General features: G+C 36.0%; 20 protein-coding genes and 1 tRNA gene. 13 read left to right on the plus strand and 8 right to left on the minus strand.

Translation table 11 applies throughout. The features are described from left to right. Positions 1-3: 3 nt before the first annotated feature. Positions 4-600 carry a thymidine kinase gene (locus QOL71_RS04825; protein WP_283415835.1) on the minus strand — a complete coding sequence of 199 codons (597 nt, stop codon included), beginning with the start codon at positions 598-600 and terminating at the stop codon, positions 4-6. 270 nt (positions 601-870) lie between these two features. Here QOL71_RS04825 and QOL71_RS04830 point away from each other — a divergent pair, with 270 nt between their 5' ends. From QOL71_RS04830 to QOL71_RS04855, 6 genes are all read left to right on the plus strand, one after another. Further along, positions 871-2,079 (plus strand): hypothetical protein, encoded by a 1,209-nt coding sequence (locus QOL71_RS04830; RefSeq protein ID WP_283415836.1) that lies wholly within the window; start codon positions 871-873, stop codon positions 2,077-2,079. Next, positions 2,080-2,751 (plus strand): 16S rRNA (cytidine(1402)-2'-O)-methyltransferase, encoded by a 672-nt coding sequence (rsmI, locus tag QOL71_RS04835; protein ID WP_283415837.1) that lies wholly within the window; start codon positions 2,080-2,082, stop codon positions 2,749-2,751. A gap of 46 nt (positions 2,752-2,797) precedes the next feature. Continuing rightward, positions 2,798-3,541: a 3-oxoacyl-[acyl-carrier-protein] reductase gene (fabG, locus tag QOL71_RS04840; protein WP_283415838.1), complete on the plus strand. Its 744-nt coding sequence runs from the start codon at positions 2,798-2,800 to the stop codon at positions 3,539-3,541. Positions 3,542-3,581: 40 nt separating this feature from the next. After that, positions 3,582-4,382: a prolipoprotein diacylglyceryl transferase gene (locus QOL71_RS04845; protein WP_283415839.1), complete on the plus strand. Its 801-nt coding sequence runs from the start codon at positions 3,582-3,584 to the stop codon at positions 4,380-4,382. Positions 4,383-4,879: 497 nt separating this feature from the next. Continuing rightward, complete coding sequence (locus QOL71_RS04850) at positions 4,880-6,283, plus strand: radical SAM protein (protein WP_283415840.1); 1,404 nt, start codon at positions 4,880-4,882, stop codon at positions 6,281-6,283. A gap of 11 nt (positions 6,284-6,294) precedes the next feature. Beyond that, on the plus strand, positions 6,295-6,867 hold the full coding sequence (locus QOL71_RS04855) for a 5'-methylthioadenosine/S-adenosylhomocysteine nucleosidase family protein (protein WP_283415841.1): 573 nt from the start codon (positions 6,295-6,297) through the stop codon (positions 6,865-6,867). 29 nt (positions 6,868-6,896) lie between these two features. Here the strand turns inward: QOL71_RS04855 and QOL71_RS04860 are convergent, their stop codons facing one another. Together QOL71_RS04860 and QOL71_RS04865 are read right to left on the minus strand one after the other, a co-directional pair. Beyond that, positions 6,897-7,628, minus strand: a complete 732-nt coding sequence (locus QOL71_RS04860; protein WP_283415842.1) for a DUF1835 domain-containing protein — start codon at positions 7,626-7,628, stop codon at positions 6,897-6,899. Between the two features lie 3 nt (positions 7,629-7,631). Beyond that, entirely contained in the window at positions 7,632-8,672 is a 1,041-nt protein-coding gene (locus QOL71_RS04865) for a GMP reductase (RefSeq protein ID WP_283415843.1), read from the minus strand. A gap of 282 nt (positions 8,673-8,954) precedes the next feature. On the opposite strand from QOL71_RS04865, the gene QOL71_RS04870 reads away from it, so the two are divergent. Genes QOL71_RS04870 through QOL71_RS04880 form a run of 3 tightly spaced genes read left to right on the plus strand, consistent with a single transcriptional unit; the run spans position 8,955 to position 11,506 of the window. After that, the gene (locus QOL71_RS04870) at positions 8,955-10,157 is read left to right on the plus strand and encodes a glycosyltransferase (protein WP_283415844.1); all 1,203 of its coding nucleotides are present in this window, start codon (positions 8,955-8,957) and stop codon (positions 10,155-10,157) included. An 11-nt stretch (positions 10,158-10,168) separates the two neighbouring features. Beyond that, positions 10,169-10,909: a DUF3667 domain-containing protein gene (locus tag QOL71_RS04875; RefSeq protein WP_283415845.1), complete on the plus strand. Its 741-nt coding sequence runs from the start codon at positions 10,169-10,171 to the stop codon at positions 10,907-10,909. A gap of 12 nt (positions 10,910-10,921) precedes the next feature. After that, positions 10,922-11,506, plus strand: a complete 585-nt coding sequence (locus QOL71_RS04880) for a Pr6Pr family membrane protein (RefSeq protein WP_283415846.1) — start codon at positions 10,922-10,924, stop codon at positions 11,504-11,506. Between the two features lie 73 nt (positions 11,507-11,579). On the opposite strand, the gene QOL71_RS04885 is transcribed toward QOL71_RS04880, so the two are convergent. Together QOL71_RS04885 and rseP are read right to left on the minus strand one after the other, a co-directional pair. Beyond that, positions 11,580-11,653 (minus strand) — tRNA-Asn (locus QOL71_RS04885). A 72-nt stretch (positions 11,654-11,725) separates the two neighbouring features. Beyond that, positions 11,726-13,234, minus strand: a complete 1,509-nt coding sequence (rseP, locus tag QOL71_RS04890) for an RIP metalloprotease RseP (protein ID WP_283415847.1) — start codon at positions 13,232-13,234, stop codon at positions 11,726-11,728. Positions 13,235-13,529: 295 nt separating this feature from the next. Between rseP and QOL71_RS04895 the strand changes: the two genes are divergently transcribed. Next, complete coding sequence (locus QOL71_RS04895; RefSeq protein WP_283415848.1) at positions 13,530-14,432, plus strand: pirin family protein; 903 nt, start codon at positions 13,530-13,532, stop codon at positions 14,430-14,432. Between the two features lie 127 nt (positions 14,433-14,559). After that, complete coding sequence (locus QOL71_RS04900) at positions 14,560-15,981, plus strand: serine hydrolase (protein WP_283415849.1); 1,422 nt, start codon at positions 14,560-14,562, stop codon at positions 15,979-15,981. 72 nt (positions 15,982-16,053) lie between these two features. Here the strand turns inward: QOL71_RS04900 and QOL71_RS04905 are convergent, their stop codons facing one another. From QOL71_RS04905 to QOL71_RS04915, 3 genes are all read right to left on the minus strand, one after another. Then, positions 16,054-16,476 (minus strand): DUF6646 family protein, encoded by a 423-nt coding sequence (locus tag QOL71_RS04905; RefSeq protein WP_283415850.1) that lies wholly within the window; start codon positions 16,474-16,476, stop codon positions 16,054-16,056. A gap of 81 nt (positions 16,477-16,557) precedes the next feature. Further along, positions 16,558-17,574: a cytochrome d ubiquinol oxidase subunit II gene (locus QOL71_RS04910; RefSeq protein ID WP_283415851.1), complete on the minus strand. Its 1,017-nt coding sequence runs from the start codon at positions 17,572-17,574 to the stop codon at positions 16,558-16,560. Further along, positions 17,574-18,914: a cytochrome ubiquinol oxidase subunit I gene (locus QOL71_RS04915; RefSeq protein ID WP_283415852.1), complete on the minus strand. Its 1,341-nt coding sequence runs from the start codon at positions 18,912-18,914 to the stop codon at positions 17,574-17,576. The genes QOL71_RS04910 and QOL71_RS04915 overlap by 1 nt, the downstream gene beginning before the upstream one ends. Before the next feature lie 530 nt (positions 18,915-19,444). Here QOL71_RS04915 and QOL71_RS04920 point away from each other — a divergent pair. Beyond that, entirely contained in the window at positions 19,445-20,794 is a 1,350-nt protein-coding gene (locus QOL71_RS04920; protein WP_283415853.1) for a tetratricopeptide repeat protein, read from the plus strand. A gap of 9 nt (positions 20,795-20,803) precedes the next feature. Further along, positions 20,804-21,955: a lamin tail domain-containing protein gene (locus QOL71_RS04925; RefSeq protein WP_283415854.1), complete on the plus strand. Its 1,152-nt coding sequence runs from the start codon at positions 20,804-20,806 to the stop codon at positions 21,953-21,955. The last annotated feature ends 2 nt before the right edge of the window (positions 21,956-21,957 follow it).

The following is a 21,957-nucleotide window of genomic DNA, read 5'->3' on the forward strand; positions in this document are numbered from 1 at the left end:
AAACTAATTAATTTCATTATTTTTATTCAAAACTTCATCCACAAAAATTCTTCTGCTCACAGCATCGTAAGCTTCGGTTTCTCCAAGTTCCACCAACTCTTTTCCTGCAGAAGTCCGCATAGAATAGTTGGCAAGATTTCCTGTTCTTCGGCAAATCGCGTGAACTTTGGTCACATACTCGGCTGTTGCCATTAGATTCGGCATTGGCCCAAACGGACGACCGAGAAAATCCATATCCAGACCGGCAATCACAACCCGGATTCCATTATTTGCTAATTGATTGGCTACGTCAACAATGCTTTCATCAAAAAACTGTGCTTCATCTATCGCTACTACATCACAATTAGAACCCAACAAAAGAATCTCGGAAGGACTTTCCACAGCCGTACTTCGGATTTTGGTCTGGTTGTGGGAAACGACATCTTCCTCAGAATAACGTGTGTCGATTTTTGGTTTGAAAATCTCCACATTTTGGCCGGCCATCTCCGCACGACGAAGCCTTCTGATGAGCTCTTCCGTCTTTCCAGAGAACATAGAACCGCAGATCACTTCCATCCAGCCGCTTTGTTTGGAATGATTAATTGTATTTTCTAAAAACATTATTAATTTAGCAAAAAATTGTTTTAAAATTTTTGTTTCAACACAAAAGGCACAAAATCAGTTTCTCTAATCAAAATTTTAAGACGCAGAAAGACATTTGTCAATTAATTTTGCGACTTAAAAAATGTTTGCTTGTAAAAAAATAGCACTTTTGCGATTAAAATTTACCGCATTCATAGATTAAAATAATTACAACAAAAACCTTTTGGGAACAAAATTGTTCTTAAATTTATATTCATCAAATTTAAGTAAAAATTAATAAGATATATTATGCAAAATTGGAGGGAATCATACGAGAAAATTTTCGGAGAGATGAAGAATCTTTTGTCAGAATTATCAAAATCTGATAGTTATGAAGAGATTTTGGCGAAAGAAAATGAAATCAATCAGCTTTATCAAAAATTTTCTTTTCTTAAGGTTTCTCAGAATTTTGATATTTTGCCAACCGAATTCAAACTATTGCAAACGATTGAAAATCAGAATTTAAACACTAATTCTGATTTGTTATTGGTTGAAGAATTTGAAGATGAAAATAAGGTTGCAGAAATTATTGTAGAAGAGACAGAAACGCAAGATATTTTCGCGAATGTTTCGGAAGTGGAAGAAGTTCATTCTTTTGCCGAGATTGATTCTCAGGAAGATTCGGTGGAAGAAATTATTTCTGAAGATAACATTGAGAAGATTCATCAACCGGAAGAAATTATTGAACAAGAGGGAGAGATCTCAAATGAAGAATTAATTGAATCAATTTCAGAACCCGAAATTGTTAATGAGATTGAAGCTCAAAATTATCACGAAGAAATAGTTGAAGCCGTCGAGGAAATCGAAGCTGAGGAAGAAAAACTGTTAGAAGAACCGGCTGAAAAACTTGAACCGATGCAGGACAGCCAGTTTTCTTTTGCAATGACAAAAGATGAATCAAATGCGGAAAATTCTCAGGATGATTATGAAGCAAGATTGGCTGAGAAAGAAGCGAAACTAAAGGAACTGGAGGAAAACAGACGAAAAATTGTAGAATTTTCGAAGGAAAATACACAACCTAAAGAAAAATCTCAGGAAGTCTACGAATCACAGACTCAGGAAGAACATCATGATAAAAAATTCAAATTGGCTCACATCAAAGGTTTGAAAATTGCAAAATCTTTGTTTGATGATGACCATTTGGAAGAGGTTGAGAAACAAGCTCCTGTTCAAAATTCCGGAAGTCTTCTGAAAAATAATGTGCCGACAGATTATATGGAAGCGCCAAAACCAAAACCGGAATTCAAGCTTGATCTGAATGACAGAATTGCATTTTCTCAATATCTTTTTGGTGGAAGCCAAAGTGACCTGAATCAGGTCGTTTCTGTTCTGAATTCTTTTAATTCTTTGGATAAAGCTCAGGAGTATTTAAGTGATATTTATTACGAAAGAGACTGGAAGAAAGTTGATAATTATGCGCAAAGACTTTGGACTTTGGTAGAAAACAGGTTTTTGTAGATGAGCGGCATTCTTTATTTTGTTCCGACACCTGTTGGAAATCTGGAAGATATGACTTTCCGGGCTGTGAAGATTCTGAAAGAAGTCGATTATATTTTGTGTGAGGATACTCGAACTTCCGGCGTCCTTCTTAAGCATTACGAGATATCCAAACCTCTGAAATCCTATCATTTACATAACGAACATCAGGCGACTGACAGAGTTGTTCAGGATTTGGAAAACGGGCAGAATATTGCTATTATTACAGATGCGGGAACACCGGGAATTTCTGATCCGGGTTATCTTTTAGCGAAAGCCTGTGCAGACAAAAATCTGGAAATGATTTGTTTGCCAGGTGCAACGGCCTTGATTCCGGCTTTAGTTGTTTCAGGTTTACCAAATAACGAATTTCTTTTTGCCGGATTTCTTCCTCAGAAAAAGGGAAGGCAAACCAAATTGAAACAATTAGCTGAAGAAAAGAAAACAATTGTTCTTTACGAAAGTCCGCATAAAATCAATACAACACTTGAACAAATCAAAGAATTCTTCGGAGAGGAAACAAAAGTGAGCCTGAGCAGGGAAATTTCCAAAAAGTTCGAAGAAACTAAACGTGGAACAATCAATGAGTTAATTGAATTCTCGAAAAGCAAAACTTTGAAAGGTGAAATTGTTCTGATCATAAATAATTCTTAAAGTATTATTTTTGCCATAACAAATTTAGAAAACATTATAAAAATATATGGGATTACTACAAGGTAAAGTTGCAATCATCACTGGTGCAACGCGTGGAATCGGAAGAGGAATTGCAGAAGTTTTTGCCAAAGAAGGTGCAAAGATCGCATTCACTTATGCTGGTTCTGTTGAAAAAGCTAAAGAATTAGAATCAGAATTAAGCAAAATAACACAAATCAAGGGCTATCAATCAGACGCTTCGGATTATGACGCTGCTCAAAAATTGGTTGAGGATGTTTTGGCAGAGTTCGGAACTATCGATATTTTGGTAAATAACGCAGGAATCACTAGAGATAACTTGATGTTGAGAATGTCAAAAGAAGATTGGGACACGATTATCAAAGTTAATTTGGACTCAGTTTTCAACTTGACAAAAGCCGTTATCAAGCCGATGATGAAAGCAAAATCCGGTTCAATCATCAATATGACCTCGGTTGTAGGCGTGAAAGGAAATGCTGGACAAGCCAATTATGCCGCTTCAAAAGCCGGAGCCATTGGTTTTACGAAGTCGATCGCCTTGGAATTAGGTTCAAGAAATATCCGTTGCAACGCCATCGCACCAGGTTTCATAGAAACTGAAATGACGGCTGCTTTGGACGAAAAAACGGTTCAGGGATGGAGAGACGGAATCCCAATGAAAAGAGGAGGACAGCCTGCAGATGTTGCCAATGCGTGTGTTTTCTTCGCAAGTGAATTATCTTCTTACGTTACAGGTCAGGTTCTGAATGTTGACGGCGGAATGTTAACTTAATTAAAAGAATACCAATTATTTATAAAGCTTTTTGTTCACTATGCAAAAAGCTTTTTTTATAGAAATTATGACAATCGATTTTCCTGTGACATTTCAGATTTTTGGAAAAACAGTTTTAGCACATCCTGTGTTTGAAACTGTTGGGATTTTTCTGGCAATGCGTTATTACTTTTATCTGAAAAGAAAATCACCGGAGAAAATGCCGCTAAGCCAATCATTAGCTATATTAATCGGTGCGACAGCTGGTGCACTGATTGGTTCAAAAATAATAGGGAACTTAGAAAAGCCAAACATACTTTTCGGGCAAGAGTTTTCATTCGTAAGGTTTTGGACCAGCAATACCATTACAGGTGGTTTAGCATTTGGATTGATTGGTGTAGAATTGGCAAAAAAGATTGTTGGCCATAAGCAGAGCACAGGAGACCTTATAGTTTTCCCTTTGTTGCTGGCTATGATTATTGGCAGAATAGGTTGTTTTTTTACGGGAATCTATGAAGAAACCTATGGACTTCCTACAAATTCTATTTTTGGGATGCATCTCGGAGACCGATATTTGCGGCATCCTGTGGCATTATATGAGATTATCTTTTTATTATTGTTAGGATTTGTAATTTTCAAACTGAAGAATACCAAGAGATTGGTTTCCGGGTTTTTGTTCCAGTTTTTTATGCTGAATTACTTTTTATTTAGGTTTTTCTTAGATTTTATAAAGCCTCATGACAATTTATTTTTGAACCTAGGAACAATCCAGATTCTTAGTTTGTTAATGATTTTTTATTACATTTATGAAATTAAAAAATCAATTAGAATTATGAAAAGCACTATAGCAAATCATGGATAATGGGACTACAACGATTACATTCTTTGGAATAGCACTTTTGGTCATTATTTTGGTAATCAGTTTTTTAAGTTTGTTTAATGTATCTAAAAAAAAGGAAAAGACCTCTACACAATCTATTTTTTTTAAGCTGTTTATCATCTTTTCATTAGGTATAATCCTTTTTATTTTGCTTTGTACATTAGCATTAGGATTGCTTTGCAAATGAGACTTTACATATGACAAAATTTGATATACCACAAAAACATTAAGCTATATGATAATGTTAACTATTTTGGAAGTTGGCAACCTCGGTGGTTTAGTAGCAATGATTATTGGTATTATACTGATAGTTGCTTTTATGATTTCCCTGTTTATAACAGTATTTGTAAAGTTAATTTATGAATCCAAAGACGGACGTAAGTTTTCCAAATCACAGTTTTGGCAGACCATGCTGATATGCCTGGTAATTTGTGGGCTAATAAGCGGAATTATTTGTGGAGGAATGTAAAAAAAAAATTATGCCGGTAAGAAATTATACCTATTACGATTATACGATCAGTCTTTGCCCGGAATGTCTCAAAAGAGTCGGAGCAAAGATCATTATTGAAGATGAGGCCGTTTTTATGACGAAAAGATGTCCTGATCATGGATTTTTTAAAACTAAAATTGCATCCGATGTTCATTATTACAAAAACATCAGAAATTATAATAAAGCTTCGGAAATGCCGCATCATTTTGGAACAGACGTGGAATATGGCTGTCCTTACGATTGTGGTTTATGTGTTGATCATGAGCAACATAGCTGCCTTTCTATTGTGGAAGTTACAGATCGTTGTAATTTAACTTGCCCAACCTGTTACGCCATGTCTTCACCGCATTACGGAAGCCACAGAAGTCTGGAAGAAATTGAAGCAATGTTTGATATTATCGTGAAAAATGAGGGTGAACCCGATGTTGTTCAAATTAGTGGAGGAGAGCCGACAATTCATCCTGAGTTTTTCAAAATAATGGATATTGCCAAGTCAAAACCGATCAAACATTTAATGCTGAACACTAATGGTGTGAGAATTGCAAACGATCCGGGTTTTGCAGAAAAATTAGCAACTTACGCTCCTGAATTTGAGATTTATCTTCAGTTTGATTCTTTTAAACCTGAAGTTCTGGAAGATTTTCGGGGAAAAGATCTTACGGATGTCAGAATGAAAGCTTTGGAGAAATTAAATGCTTTAAATCTTTCGACAACACTCGTCATTGTTCTCCAAAAAGATAAAAATATTGACGAAATCGGGAAGATTATCGATTTTGCTTTAAAACAGAAATGTGTCCGTGGAATTACTTTTCAGCCTGTCGAAATTGCAGGAAGAAACCGCGAAGATTCTGCCCACGAAAAAATAACATTGACGGAAGTTCGGCAGGAAATTCTGAACCAGTTTCCGCTGCTGAATTCGGATGATATTATTCCGGTGCCATGTAATCCCGATGCTTTGGCGATGGGCTATATTTTAAAACTTGAAGGAGAAACGATTCCTTTGACGCGATATATTAATCCTGCCGATCTACTGAATAATGAAACCAGAAATACGATTGTTTACGAACAGGACACCGGATTGCAGATGCAGCTTTTAGATATCTTTAGCACGGGAATTTCCGTAGATAAAGTTCAGCCAAAAGTCAATCAACTATTGTGTTGTCTGCCGGAAGTTTCTGCTCCGAATTTGGATTATGATAATTTGTTCAGAATTATTATTATGAATTTTATGGATGCTCATGATTTTGATGTTCGTGCCGTGAAAAAATCCTGCGTTCATATCGTCAATAAAGATTTAAAATTGATTCCTTTTGAGACGATGAATCTTTTTTACCGTGATAATAAGAGTAAATATTTGGAGGAGTTACGGAAAGAGGATAGGGTTTTGTTTTAAATTATTTAATAATGACCATCAACGAAAAGAAGTATAACAATATTTTACTGGTCTTCGCTTTGGAATCTGAAGCTGGAAAAGAGTTTGAAGATTACAATAAAGTCTTTGTAGGCATAGGAAAAGTCAAGGCGACTTATAACCTTACAAAAGCCATTCACGAAATTAATCCGGATTTGATTATTAATCTCGGAACTGCCGGAAGTACAACTTTTGACCGAGGAAGCGTTGTTAATTGCAGTCGTTTTATTCAGAGAGATATGGATGTCAGAGCTTTGGGTTTTCAAAAGTTTGAAACACCGTTTTCAGATGAATCGATTGTTTTAGAATACGGACTGAACATTAAAAATCTCCCAAACGGTATCTGTGGTTCCGGCGACCAATTCGAAATGGAACATATCAATCCGGAATATAATGTCATCGATATGGAAGCTTTTGCATTGGCGAAAGTTGCAGAGCAGGAAGGAATCGATTTTCTTTGTTTGAAATATATTTCTGACGGCGCAGACGGAAATGCTGCTGATGATTGGGCGCTGGAAGTCAAAAAAGCGTCGATCGCATTAAAAAAAGAATTAGATAATCTTTAAAAAAACCAGCCGAATTTGGCTGGTTTTCTTTATTTTTCATTTAAAACTTTCTCATAAAACTTCTTGACCTGCAAATCTCCAAAACCAAAAATCCCTAATTCTTCCTGAAACTTTTTAAAAACCGAATCAAAATCTCTTAAGCCGTTTTCAATTTGTTTTCTAATGAAGACTTCCGGTTTAATATTGATATAAGCATCAATAATTTCACTCAAATGATGAAAGCAACCAGATTGATTTTTGGATAATTGTTGTAATGAACGGATGTCATTATTCTGATAAGCATTCAAAAGATTTAGAGCTAATTTGATATCATTTTCATTAAATAAAACTTTGAATTTCAAGGATTCTTCCAAAGGATTATCTGAATTTGAAAAACCCTTCCAATGACTTTCTGCATTTGTTGTCGGGAAAACGCGATAGATTTTTAAATCATTAATTTTTGAAAGCAATGAAATACAAAACCACAAATTAACCTGGCAAAACAGATCATCTTCAAACCAAAGATTAACTTCAGAACCTTCAGGAATATTCAGAATCTTTTCAAACTCAGAAACCGATTTTTGATAATAACTTTCCTTGGAAACTTTGTAATCTTCGGAAATTGATTTGGCTCTGATTTTCCAAAACGCTTCCAAAGAATCAGCTTTCAAATCGCCATAAACCAAGGCTTCCCGACAAACGATAATTTCGCCTTTGATTGAAGTTTTCCTCAAATCTTCAGCAAGAAAATCGCCATTAGCTATGTGAAAAATATTTTTCAAAATTTATCCGTTAAAAATCTGATTCTCTTGCTCTTGTACGCGTATAAAGGTGGTTCGCTTAGAAAGTTCTTTCAACTTCGCAGCCCCAACATAAGTACACGTTGAACGAACGCCGCCTAAGATATCTTTTACAGTTTCCGCAACCGGACCTTTATAAGGAACTTTCACGGTTTTACCTTCTGAAGCACGATATTCTGCAACACCTCCGGAATGTTTATCCATAGCTGTTTGAGAACTCATTCCGTAAAAAAGCCTGAATTTTTTTCCATTTTCTTCTACGATTTCACCGCCACTTTCGTCGTGTCCGGCAAACATCCCGCCCAGCATTACGAAATCTGCACCGCCACCAAAAGCCTTCGCCACATCTCCGGGAACTTTACAACCACCGTCGCCGATGATTTGGCCGCCCAAACCGTGTGCTGCATCCGCACATTCGATGATTGCGGAAAGTTGTGGATAGCCAACGCCGGTTTTTACACGAGTCGTGCAAACCGAACCTGGACCAATCCCTACTTTGATGATATCAGCACCAGCAAGAATCAGTTCTTCTACCATTTCGCCGGTTACAACGTTGCCTGCCATAATGATTTTATCCGGGAAATTCTGACGTGCTTTTTTCACAAATTCCACAAAATGCTCGGAATAACCATTGGCAACATCAATACACAAAAACTGAATTTTCGGATTGGCGTCCAAAATTGTTTTGATCTTCTCCTCGTCCGCTTTTCCGGTTCCGGTGCTCAGGGCAATGTATTGGTAGAAGTCAACGCTTTTATCTTTCAGGAAATCAGACCATTGCTGTACAGAATAATGTTTGTGAACAGCAGTAATGATTTTGTCCTTGTAAAGCGCTTCCGCCATTTCGAATGTCCCGACGGTGTCCATATTGGCCGCTATCAATGGAACGCCGCTCCATTTTTTCTGAGTATGTAGAAAAGTGAATTCTCTTTCTATAGTAACTTCTGAACGGGATTTGAGTGTGGAACGCTTCGGACGAAACATCACATCTTTGAACCCTAACTTGATTTCGTTTTCTATTCGCATACATCAAAATTAGCATTTATTTTTTTGAATTGGGATGATATTGAAACTGATTTTTGCCTTAAATTATAAATCAATATTTGTCATTCCGTAGGAATCTCAATAGTCTGGATTCCTACGGAATGACAGTCTTTGTGGCTATAATCTACTATATTTTATGTTGAAACTTGCAGCCCGGCTTGAGCGGAAATCCTTTTTACGCAACGAAGTGGAGTGAAAAGATTGGGAGCGGAAGACGGATACAGCTGCCAAAATAATCAATAAAGAATCTCTATTTTTGTGATTGTGAAACATCTTGTCATTATTGGTCTTGTTATTCCGGAGCCGGCTTCTACTGCAGCAGGTCACAGAATGATGCAGCTTATCCGATTGTTCTCGGAAGCAAATTATAAAATCACGTTTATGACGGCTTCCAACAACATCGAATTCTCAGAAAAAATCGAGATCCAAAAAATCGAAATCAATAACGAAAGTTTTGATGAAAAAATAAAAAAACTCAATCCTGATATTGTGCTTTTTGACCGTTATGTAACCGAAGAACAATTTGGCTGGCGGGTTTCTGAGAATTGTCCCAATGCTTTGAAAATCATTGATACAGAAGATTTGCATTTCCTTAGAGAAGCGAGACGGAAAGCTTTTGTTGAGAAAAGGGAAGTTAGTAATGAAGATCTTGTTAATGATGTTTTCAAGAGAGAAATCGCATCGATTTTGCGTTGTGATTTGTCATTGATTATTTCGGAATTTGAGTTTCAGTTGTTGAAGGAGAAATTTAAAATCAATCCTGATATTCTGTTTTACATTCCGTTTTTGACTGAAAAGATTGAGAAAAATAAGACTGCTTTTCAAGAAAGACAACATTTTGTAAGTATCGGAAATTTCTTACACGAACCCAATTGGCAAACGGTTCTGAAACTGAAATCCATTTGGAAATCAATCCGGAAACAACTTCCGGAAGCTGAACTTCATATTTATGGTGCCTATGCTTCTGAGAAAGTTTATCAACTGCATAATGATAAAGAAGGTTTTTTGGTAAAAGGAAGAGTAGACGATGTTGAATCACTTTTTAATGAATACAAAGTTTTGTTGGCTCCGATTCCGTTTGGGGCAGGTTTGAAAGGTAAACTTTGGGAAAGTATGAAATTTGGTTTGCCGAATGTTACAAGTTCTATTGGTGCAGAGGCAATGCACAAAGATTTGCCTTGGAATGGTTTTATTGATGATTCTGATGAAAAATTTGTAGAAAAAGCAATTGAATTATATCAAAATGAATCAGTTTGGAAGCAGGCTAATGAAAATGCTTTTGAGATTTTGAATGAAGTTTTTGATAAGAAGTTATATGTTAATCAGTTTTGGGAAAAAATTTCTAAAATTGAGAATCATCTGGAAAATCATCGGACAGAAAATTATCTCGGAAAAATCCTACAACATCATCAATTGAATTCGACAAAATATATGAGTCGGTGGATTGAACAGAAAAATAAGAAGTAAACTAATCGATTATGAAAATTTGTAAGAACTGTGGTCATCGTTTTGAAGGAAAATTTTGTAACAATTGTGGTCAAACAGCTGAGACAAAGCTAATTAATTATCATTATCTCAGGCATCAGTTGACGCACAGCCTTTTTCATATTGATGCAGGACTGTTATATACTTCCAAGCAATTGTTTCTGCGACCAGGACATACAATCCGCGAATATCTGGAAGGAAAAAGAGTGAGTCATATCAAACCATTTTCTTTTGTTCTGATATTGACAGGGTTTTATATTTTGCTTTGCCATTGGTTTGGTATTAATCTGTTTTCAGCTTCGGAAGAGTCATTAAAATCTGACATTGGTTATGGGAAATCTTTGAACCTTGATGAATGGTTTTTGTCACATTTCAGTTGGGTAACTTTGGTGACTATTCCTTTGTACACGATGGGAACCTGGATTTGCTTTCATAACAAAGGTTACAATTTTGTGGAATACCTTGTTCTGAATACTTACAAAGCCGGTCAAAGGCTGATTGTTCAGATTGTCTTTTTACCGTTTATTTTCCTGGTCAAGCATTCTCTCAATATTGGAACTGTTATGCTGATTGTTTATTTGATTGATTTGGGATTGCACTTTTGGACAAATCTCCAGTTTTTCAAACCAATGAAACCGATAAATATTATTATGCGGTCAATTTTCAGTCATTTGATTATGACTATTTTGGTTGGATTAGCGGTTTTAATCTTTATAGTTGTGATGTCATTATAAATTAATCGAATTATGAAACAGAAACTGGCATTATTTCTTGCGATTTTAGGATGGATAGCGGTTGTCCTGCAGTTTTATCTGATGATGGAATCAAGAACCATTTCCAGGCTTGAATCTGTCATTCGGTTTTTCAGTTACTTCACGATTTTGACTAATATGATTTTAGCGATTTCATTTTCTGTTCAGACGTTCGAAAAGGAGACAATCAGGATTTTAACACCTATTACTGTTTACATCACCATTGTTGGCTTGGTCTATCAGATTCTTTTGAGACACACTTGGAGCCCGACAGGACTTCAAATGATTGTTGATGAATTATTACATTCCGTCATTCCAGGATTAGCGATTCTTTATTGGTATTTGTATGAGGATAATAAGCTTAATTATCATCAAATTCCGAAATGGTTGATATTTCCTTTGGTGTATTTGTTTTACATACTCATTCGTGGATATTATTCAGGTTTTTATCCTTATCCGTTTGTGGATGTATCAAAATTCGGATTGAATCAGGTATTCATTAATTCCGGGCTTTTAATCGTAGTGTTTATTTTATTCTGCGTCCTTTTTGTTTGGATAAGAAACCGAAATCTAAAGTGAGAAATAAATAGATTTTAAAGAAAACAAGAAGTACAAAAAACAAAAAAACCACCACATTTCTGTGATGGTTTTGCTCCTCCTGCTGGGCTCGAACCAGCGACCCTCTGATTAACAGTCAGATGCTCTAACCAACTGAGCTAAGGAGGAATGTCCTTTGTTTTAAGTGGTGCAAATATAATAGCATTTTACATTATCCACCAAATTTTTCAAGAACTTTTTTTAATTTTTTTGACTCAGAAATTGAGCGATGACTTTAACTATATCATTTCCAAATATTAACACCATGAGTCCTAATAAGAAAATGACACCAATCATTTGCGCATTTTCCAAGATTTTCTGTGGAACCGGCTTTCCGGTGATGATTTCCCACAATGTAAACAAGACGTGGCCACCATCTAATCCTGGAATTGGAATCAAGTTAAGGAATGCCAACCAAACAGAGAACATTGCTGTAAAGCCCCAGAAAAACTCCCAATCGATTGAAAGGCTTCCATCCTTGCTTTTTTCAACGTGCATATTGTTTACGATAGCAATAGGACCTCCAACCTTTTTATAACCTTGTGTTTTGGTATTAAAGATGATTTTAAACTGCTTCACCTGCATTGTTAAAACATCAATAGTTCTTTTAAAACCTCTTGGGATGGCTTCCAGGAAAGAATAATTCTTCGTTGTCTCGCTTTTGTTCAGATAACTTTGAGCCAATTGAAAGTTGGGACCAAATCCTAATTTTCCTTCCGGAGTTGCCTTGGCTTTGATTGTAATGGGCTGATCATTTCTGATAATATCCAAACTGATTTCTCCGCCTTTATTTGCCTTTAAAGCATCTGTAACTTGATCGTATAATTCCGTTTTCTGTCCGTTTACACCAACAATTTTGTCTCCTTTTTTCAACCCTGCTTTTATTGCTGGCATATTTGGGGTTAAACTATCAACCACAGCCGGGAAACGGTTCATAAAATAAAGCTTCGCTTCGTTAGCGTGCAAAACTTCAGCTACACCATCTTCATTGATTGGGAAAGTCACTTCTTTTCCATCTCTTAGAACAGTAACATTATCAGCAAAAAGCATATTAATGGTTGAGGTTTCCATTCTTTCTGCAGATTTTCCGTCTATTTTCAGGATTTTATCTCCTGTTTCCAAGCCCATTTTTTTACCGGCATCAGAAACTGCGATTCCATTCTCGAATTTCGCATTATCGTGATAAGTTTCTCCGGTGAAGTAAGACAAGCAAGAGTAGATTAACCAGGCTAAAAAGAAATTAACCGTTACACCCCCCAACATAATAATGAGTCTCTGCCAAGCCGGTTTTGCGCGGAACTCCCAAGGCTCAGCCGGTTTTGAAAGCTGAGCCGTATCCATACTTTCGTCCACCATTCCGGCGATTTTCACATAACCGCCCATCGGGATCCAGCCAATTCCGTATTTCACACCTTCGTGTTTTCTCCAATCGCTGTCCGGTAGTTTGGAAACGTCGATCGGCTGTGTTATTTTTTTGCCGTTGATTTCAACCTCTTCATCCGTAGGCTGATTTTTAGAAAAGAATTTATATTGCCATTTTCCATTGATTTTCTTCATTGCGAAGATGGAAAAATAAGGGTCAAAGAATAAAAAGAATTTGTCTACTTTGGTTTTAAACCATTTCGCCGGCAGAAAGTGCCCGATTTCGTGTAAAGTTACAAGGATAGAAATGCTCAGGATAAACTGAAATATCTTTAATGCTAATTCCATTAATACGTTTTAAAATTATAGTTGTCAAAGGTAATCATTTAGTCAGAAACTATACCAATGTAAAAATCAGCCTTTTCTCTGCCAAAATAACACTTAATGATAATGATGATTTGGGCAGCTATTTCCGCCTTCCGCTCCCAATCTTTTTTGCACGAAGATTCCACATAAAATAGAACATTTGTATAAGCAAAAAAGGATTTCCGCTCAAGTCGGGCTGCGAGCGATTCAACGGTAAATCAAAAGTGTAAATATTAGATAGAAATCCTTAATTTTAAATCAAATTAAAAATGAAATTATGTCAAATATCGAGATGATAATCGAAGAGCGTGCTGCGGATATTGGTAACTTTTTGGTTGGCAGATTGTTGCCATTTTCTCAGAAGAGAAGTGTTGGACCATTTGTTTTTATTGATCATATGGGACCGGCTGCGCTCAAAGATTACGAAAATATGGATGTTCCGCCGCATCCGCATATTGGGCTTTCCACTCTGACATTCTTGTTCGAAGGGAGCATTATGCACAGAGATTCCATCGGAACAGAAATCGAAATCAAAGAAGGTGCTGTCAATTGGATGACCGCCGGAAAAGGTGTCGCCCATTCTGAAAGAACGCCAGAATACCTAAGAACCACCGACAAACATCTTCACGGATTGCAGATTTGGGTTGCACTTCCAAAAGAATTGGAAACAATGGAACCCGAGTTTTTCCACATCAACAAAGAAGATATCCCACATTGGATAGACAATGGGGTAAATTATAAACTGATAGCTGGCGAAATCCTTGGACGTAAATCTCCCGTTCCTGTTTATTCGCCATTGTATTTTTTGGAAGTCAAAAATACACTTCAGGAAGACCGCGAAATTGTTCTCGGCGATTATCTTTTCGGAGAATCTTCCCTATACATTTTGGAGGGTAATATTGAAAGCGAAGGCAATCTTTATAACCCGAAACACATCCTGATTGCGAAAGATTCCAAACTTTGCCATTTTACCTTAAAACCGGATTCTACAGTTTATATTTTTGGCGGAGAACCGTTTCCGGAACCCAGATATATCTATTGGAATTTCGTTGGAACTTCCAGAGAAATCATAGAAGACGCCAAAACTAGATGGACAAACCACGAGTTTCCAAAAGTCATTAATGACGATGGCTACGTTCCGCTTCCGCCACAGAATAAAAATATTAAATTAAAAGAATAGATAATAAAAGCATTTCGGTATTTCGGAATGCTTTTCTTTTTTATTGATTAAATTAAAAATTACATTTCCGATGTAATAAAAGCTTTTCTTTAGTTGTTACATTAATAACTAAAAAAATAGTTATAAAATGAAAAAACTACATTTAATCTTGCTTCTGCTTTTATCAATAAGCACTTTTGCACAAACTGTGAATGACTTAAACAACAGAAACAAATCGAAAAAAGAATCGGTGTATGCCAATCAAATTGATTCTGTAATGGCGAAATCTTATGAGAGAGGTTTATTCAACGGAAATGTCCTTGTCGCTAAAAACAACAAAATCATCTATCAAAAATCATTCGGATTTACAGATGAAACGAAGCAAACGCTTTTAAATAAAAAATCGATATTTAACATTGGTTCTATTGCAAAGGAATTTAATGCGGTTTCTATAATGATTTTATTAGAGCGTGGTCTTCTCGATCTTGATGACCCGATTTCCAAATTTAATTTAGGATTACCAAAATGGGCAGAGAAAGTTACCATCCGTCATTTGATTAATTATGCCAGTGGGATTCCTAGGATAGAAAATGGGTTAATAGCCCCGAAAAATGATGATGAGGCGTGGAAGATTTTGCGAAGTAATGATAGCCTATTATTCGAACCGGGAACCAGTTACAGGTATGATAATGGTAACGTTTTCTTGCAAAGAAGAATCATTGAAAAGGTAACCGGAATGTCATTTGAGGAATTCGTTTCTAAAAATATAATTAAGCCATTAAAAATGACCAACTCGGTATTTGATCCCAAATCGGGATATAAAAACCGAACGTATTGTTATGATATGGACTATGTCAGATGCCCGGAAATGCAATTTATTAGCGGCTGGCTTTGGGTAGATATCAATGATCTCTATAAATGGATTGAAGCGCTTAATTCTAATCGATTAATATCCAAAGAATCCTTCCAAACTCTGTTGAATAATCCATACGCCAAAGACGAAGGCGGATCTCTTGGCAGATATTTTGAAAAAGAAGAACTGCAAAGACATAATGGTGTGTCTTATAAATTCGAATCGATTTTTTTAAATGATCTTAAAAATAATATCACGATAATTCTGGTTTCCAATAACCTCAATAGAGTTTGGGATTTAGGACATATTATACATAAATTGATGTTAGGAAAAGAGTACGAAATTCCTAAAAAATCTGTTTATCAAGCGATAAGAAAAGAAGCTGTCAATGACGTCAATAAAGCGATAGAAACCTATTATTTACTTAAGAAAAATTCTAAAAATGAATACAGTTTTGAGAATCCTGGAGAACTTAATAAATTGGGATATGAATTATTAAGACTCGGCAAAAACAATGAATCCATAACCATATTCAAATTGGCTACCAATGAGTTTCCTAAAGATGCTAATATTTTCGATAGTTTGGGAGAAGCTTATTTTACTAATAAACAATATGATTTAGCATTAGAAAGTTATAAAAAAGCGATTGGTCTTGGTGGAACAAACGGGAATGCAGAAAAGATGATAGAGAAAATCGAGAAAGAAATCGGGAAGTAAAATTTTCAAATTAATAAAACAAAAAAGCATTCCAGATTCTGAAATGCTTTTTTTATTGAGTTGTAATTGAGTTTAGAATGAATAAGAAACCCCGAAACTTCCATTGTTTCCAGCTTCTATAAAAGCGCCCCAGTTCTCTGTGAAAAAATATCTTGCGCCAAGATAAACGCCCAAACCGAAGTTTCTGCCCGCTACACCAATATTTAAACCAGGATAAACATCGATTTCTGATGGTAATGCCAAAGCTTCCTGCAAATGGAATCCGATACGTCCAAAAATAAAAGGATTGTCTTCGTCTTCATTAAAATAAACATTAGCACCACCACCAACAGAGATGAGGTTAGAAAGTCCATAATCATAACTTGCAGTAGGTCCGGTTCCAAATCCCCAAACATTAATTCCCGCTTGTGCTTTTTGGTCACCTGCACCTTTCCAGGCTTGAGCATAAGACAAAACGCCAGCCAACAAACCCATTGTCAATAGCAATTTTTTCATAATTTATCGATTGAATTTAAAAATGGTTTTTCATATCAAAAATAAAACCACTATGTAAAAAACGACCGTAGTATTATTTTATTATTCCGGATCTTTTCTGCTTTGATTCCCGAAAGACATCAACAAATAAAACAAAAACGGCAGAATGAAAATACTTCCCAGAAGAAGTGCCCAACCCAAAGCTTCAATAGTTTTCGGCGCTGCACTTTCATCAAACAAAGAAAGATGACCACCGTTGGCAAAAAGAATGATATTAGGATTGTGCTGATAAGTGGCAGCAACAAGAATCATAATGATTTGAAATCCACCATAAATTCTGACCAACAGAAAATGACCTTTCTTGATGGCCTCGTTGGTAAACAATAAACTGATTGTTGCCAGTGTTATGGCGATAATTCCCAAAGCTTTTGAGAAAATCCATTTTAATAAAGGGATGTCAGAATAATGAGCGCTTACAAAAACTAAAACGCCCGTTACGACTACATAAATAGCTGTTTCTCTTGCCTTTTTTTTCATAATTGGCAGCGCATCACTGAATCTCGCTTCGTGAAGAGAAAACAACGAGGCCAGATAAGCACAAAGCGAAACGGTGAAAAATCCTACACAAACTCCGAAAGGATTCAGCCAACTGAAAATGTACAAACTCAGAAAATCTTTTGCTTCAGGATCTATCGAGCCAGAAATCGTTGCCGCTGCAATAATTCCTAAAAAAAATGGCGTCAACAAGCTTGAATAAAAGAAAATCTGTGCATATAATTTTTGCCAGTTATCCTCAACAGCATCATAATTTCTGAATGTAAAAGCGGTTCCTCTTGCGATAATCCCAATCAGCATCAAAACCAAAGGAATATGAAGATAGGTTGAAACGGTTGTGTAAATCGTAGGAAAACCGACAAATAATACCACGACTGCAATAATCAGCCACATATGATTCGCTTCCCAAATTGGTGCGATAGATTTGGACATTATCTTTTTCGTTTGGTTACGATAAGATTTTTTGGAAAATAATTCGATAATCCCAGCTCCGAAATCTGCACCACCTGTAATCACATACAAACAAATTGAAACCCAGAGAAATGCAATAACTACGTAAATCATTATTTCTTATTTTTAGGATTATAATTAGGGTCAGTAGGGTCGTATAATTTCGGTACCATCTTGAGCTGTCTCAATAACAAGAAGATGATAATTAATGATAACGAAATGAAAATCAATGTGAAAAAGTAAAACGAATATTGGATTCCCGGCATCGGCGTCACCGCATCAATGGTTTTCATAATGCCGTAAATAATCCAGGGTTGTCTGCCAACTTCCGTCACTGTCCAACCCGCTTCTAATGCGATATAACCGAATGGAATTGCTGCAACGAACATTTTCAGATACCAGTTTTTGGTCAGCCATTCTTTCTTCCAAAATGTTGCGATGAGGTAAATCAAGCCAATGATCATCATTACACTTCCGAAAAATATCATAATTTGAAAAGCGTAATGAACAACCGCAACCGGAGGCCAGTGGTCTTTTGGAAAATCTTTCAGCCCTTTCACTTCAGCATCAAAATCGCCCCAAGCCAGAAAACTTAGAACTTTCGGAACTTTTATAGCATATTTAATTTGTTCATTTTCTTCATCTGGAATTCCGCCAATGACGAAACTTGCGCCTTTTTCCGTTTCGAAATGCGCTTCCATCGCCGCCAATTTTATCGGTTGTCTTACAGCGACAGATTTGGCTGCAACATCACCACTGATAGGAGCGAGTAAAGCGCCGATAATTGCAAATCCTGCAGAAATTCTGAATGCTTTTGTATGGAAATTGACATTTCGTTTTTTCAAAATCATCAAGGCGTGAATCCCAGCTACAGCAAATCCTGTTGCCGCAAAAGCTGCCACGGTCATATGAAACGCCTGTGGAAACCATGCCTCGTTGAACATTGCTTTTATGGGATCGATGTTCAGGTATTTTCCGTTGACGTAATCGAAACCTGCCGGGCTATTCATCCAGGCATTCGCAGCTACAACCAAAATTCCGGAAGCCAGCCCGCTAACACCAACTACAACACCACAAAACCAGTGAAACCATTTGTTGAATTTTTCCCAACCATATAGGAAAAATCCAATAGCTATTGCCTCAATGAAAAAGGCAGTTCCTTCCAGAGAAAACGGCATTCCGAAAATCGGACCGGCGTGTTCCATAAACTTTGGCCACAACAACCCCAATTCAAAAGACAGCATTGTCCCCGAAACAGCGCCGGTTGCAAAAAGAATTGCTACACCTTTGCTCCAGGCTTTTGTCAATCCCTTATAGACTTCGTCTTTGGTTGTCAAATATTTGTAATGTGAAAAAGCCATTAGAAAAGGCATTACCATCCCGACACAGGAAAATATGATGTGAAAGCCCAGGGACATTGCCATTTGAGATCTGGCGGCTAGAAAATCATCCATAATCTACATTTTGCTTCTGTAAAGTTAGGTTTAATTTCAAATCATTAATTGTATTTTCTCAAGACAATTGTCATACTTCTGAATATTATTTTTGCCAAAGCTGTTATAGGCTAACGTCAAAATTTGTTGTGATTTAGAAATTTGGTTTTGCTGAAAGGGTCGGATTTATTTGACATAATATGGAGGTTTGTATATCATTTGTGTAACCTTTGTTTGATAATTTTATATCCTTTCTATATCCTTTGTATATCCACTGTTCGATGATTTAGGATTATTTAATTAAAAAAATTGTTCTTTTTAATAATTTTATTTTATCAGATTATGATATTATGTTAAATCAATGTAAAATACATTAGAATACATCAAATATTGAACGAATTAATTATAAAAAAAATATTGTTTTTGGTGTTTTGATGAAAATTTTTATATTTGCAATGCAAGGGGAAGTTGAATAACTGAATTTATAACGTTTACAGTAGAGAAATACAGGCCAGAATCCTTTCTTCCCCTTTTTTAAAAAACTATAATTGATGATCTCTCGAAAAAAATTCCTCCATTTAGCTGGGTTGGGGATTGTTTCCAGCTTAGTTCCCAATTTTATTTTCGCAAAATTTATTAAGTCGTCTTCGACAGATAATGATATTCCAACATTACTCAGGGCTGCAAGAAGACTTCGTAAACAGGGAAGGCTTAATGCTGCAAAAAATAAGTATGAGCAGGTATTAGCGTTAGATACTTCTGAAATTCGTGCTTATAATGGCATCAGGAAAATACTGTTGTCGCAAAAGCATAAAGAATTGCAGGTAATACAGTTGTATCAGCAAGCTTCGGCTAATATTCCAACGAACTTACGAATTAAGCGACGGCTATACAGTGAGTATATAAAAGCAGCCTTAGGGAATAAAAAGATAATAGGTCATTTAAATATTCCGGACGGAAGGATACTTACATATGTCAAAGAACGCTACGAGGAATTATTGTTACAAAATTACCCTAACAAAAAAAATCTTGAAAAGGAACTGTCCAAAATTAATAAGTATATTGCATTAAATGTAGATACTGTAGATACAAGAAAAAATAAGGCATTAAAAAAGTATAGAAGAGAAAACCGCAATGCCCATAAGCAGCGTTTTAATCATTTGACGGCTCAAGAGACAGTTCAGGAATTAGCTGTACTTAAAGCAAAGGTTCCTTCAAATGATAGGTTGCCACAGATCCGTGAGATGAGCAAGGTTAACATATCAGCCCTTCGCGCAGAAAAAGATTATAACGGAGCACTTGATGCAGCTAATACTTATTTAGAAACCATAGATAAAAGTGATCCTTATTTCATAAAACATTTTCGGGAATTGTCGAAGCAACTTAACAACCTCGACAATCTTATTCGTTTTGAGGATTACAACCATACCCAGAAAAAAACATTTTGGTCGGCTCTAGCACTATTTGATGTATATTTTAAACAATCTGAAATTCTAAATTCTTCAGGATCGCCGATTATGGATTCTCTTCTCCATGAAATAAGTACAAAATCTGAAAATCCACAACAGAATTTTGAAACAGCAACAAGACGAATAAAATATCTTATTTTAAAGGGTGATTTTACTGGTGCCAAAACAAAGCTCTTCGAACTCTGCAGACAAAAAGGTGGTACTTCTGATGCGCATTCCATTGACAGGGTCAACCTTATTATTGCTAAATTCTATTCTAAACAAGGTTATTCAACCGATAAAAGCCGCATTCTTGAAATTGTCCATAACCCAACAAGGTTCATAGAAAATGAGGACGAACTCACGAGACATACGGCATTATTAAACCTAAATAGGTCTAATAGCAAACCCATCCATCTACAACAACTCCAACAGAATATTAATAATTTATAAACCTACACTATGGTAAAAAATTATTTTTTGAATTTGTTTCTATTATTTTCTATCTCTCTTTCATCACAGATCAAAATAACAGAAATCTATCACGATACACCCTATAACGAAAGAATGACTCTTTTCAATGGCACTACACAGCAGGAAGAAAATGCGAGAAGGCATCACTGGGGAGAGTTTATAGAAATTTACAACTACAGTGATAGAGATATAAGTCTTGAAAATTGGTACATAAAAGATCGCTGGGGTATTTTTTGGCTGCCTAGCGATAAGACCATAAAGAAAGGAGACTTTATGGTAATTGCTTATAGTGCACCAACTGTAAACACTACACCGTTCACTGAATTATTTTCAACCACCCAAGGTAAAGACGATCAAATCATTAAGCAGAACAATATTATACTTAATAGCTATAAGGAGTCTGTTTCATTAGGATATTCGTTCGGACGTCAGGTTCCAACAGACAAGGGAGGGTACAGCTGGAACTTACCAAAAACATCAAATAGAGTCATAGCTGCTTATACCCAACCAGGAGTATGTTATAGTGTAAACTCATTTCAATTGGTAAGTAATGGCAGTTATTCTTTGGCTTCTCCCAATCCATTAGACGCAATTTATAAACCACCTACAGTGCATTTCGAAGATATTATGCTTAATGATTATTTGGCAAATTATGTTTATTTGGACTGGAGCGACAATGTTTTAAATTTGATTAATAACACGTGTCCTATTTCAATTCAAAAAATACAGCAGATTCCTAGCGGAACTTATAATAGTGGAAGTAAATGCTTTAATTACGACTTGGCTGGCAGCAATACAGATTCTTATGACTGCACACCATCAAATGGAACAACAACTCCGTCCACTGATTATACTTATGATGAATTACAAACTATTAAAAACAGCATTAAAGTTTATCCTAATCCGGTAAATGCAGCAAATCAATACACTGTTACTATCACTTGGGATGGTCCTGCATTTAACAAGATTTATAATCTACAGGTTTATAATGCCGGTGGCGGATATGTATTTGGATATATGCCAACAAATGGTATCAACTATACAAGTTTCTCATTGCAAAACCAACTCACAGGTATTTTTGTTGTTAATTTCACTCTCAATACCGGGCAGGTTGTATCTAAAAATATTTTAAAATGGTAAGG

Origin of the sequence: Epilithonimonas pallida (assembly GCF_900182975.1) — a bacterium.
Classification (GTDB): domain Bacteria; phylum Bacteroidota; class Bacteroidia; order Flavobacteriales; family Weeksellaceae; genus Epilithonimonas; species Epilithonimonas pallida.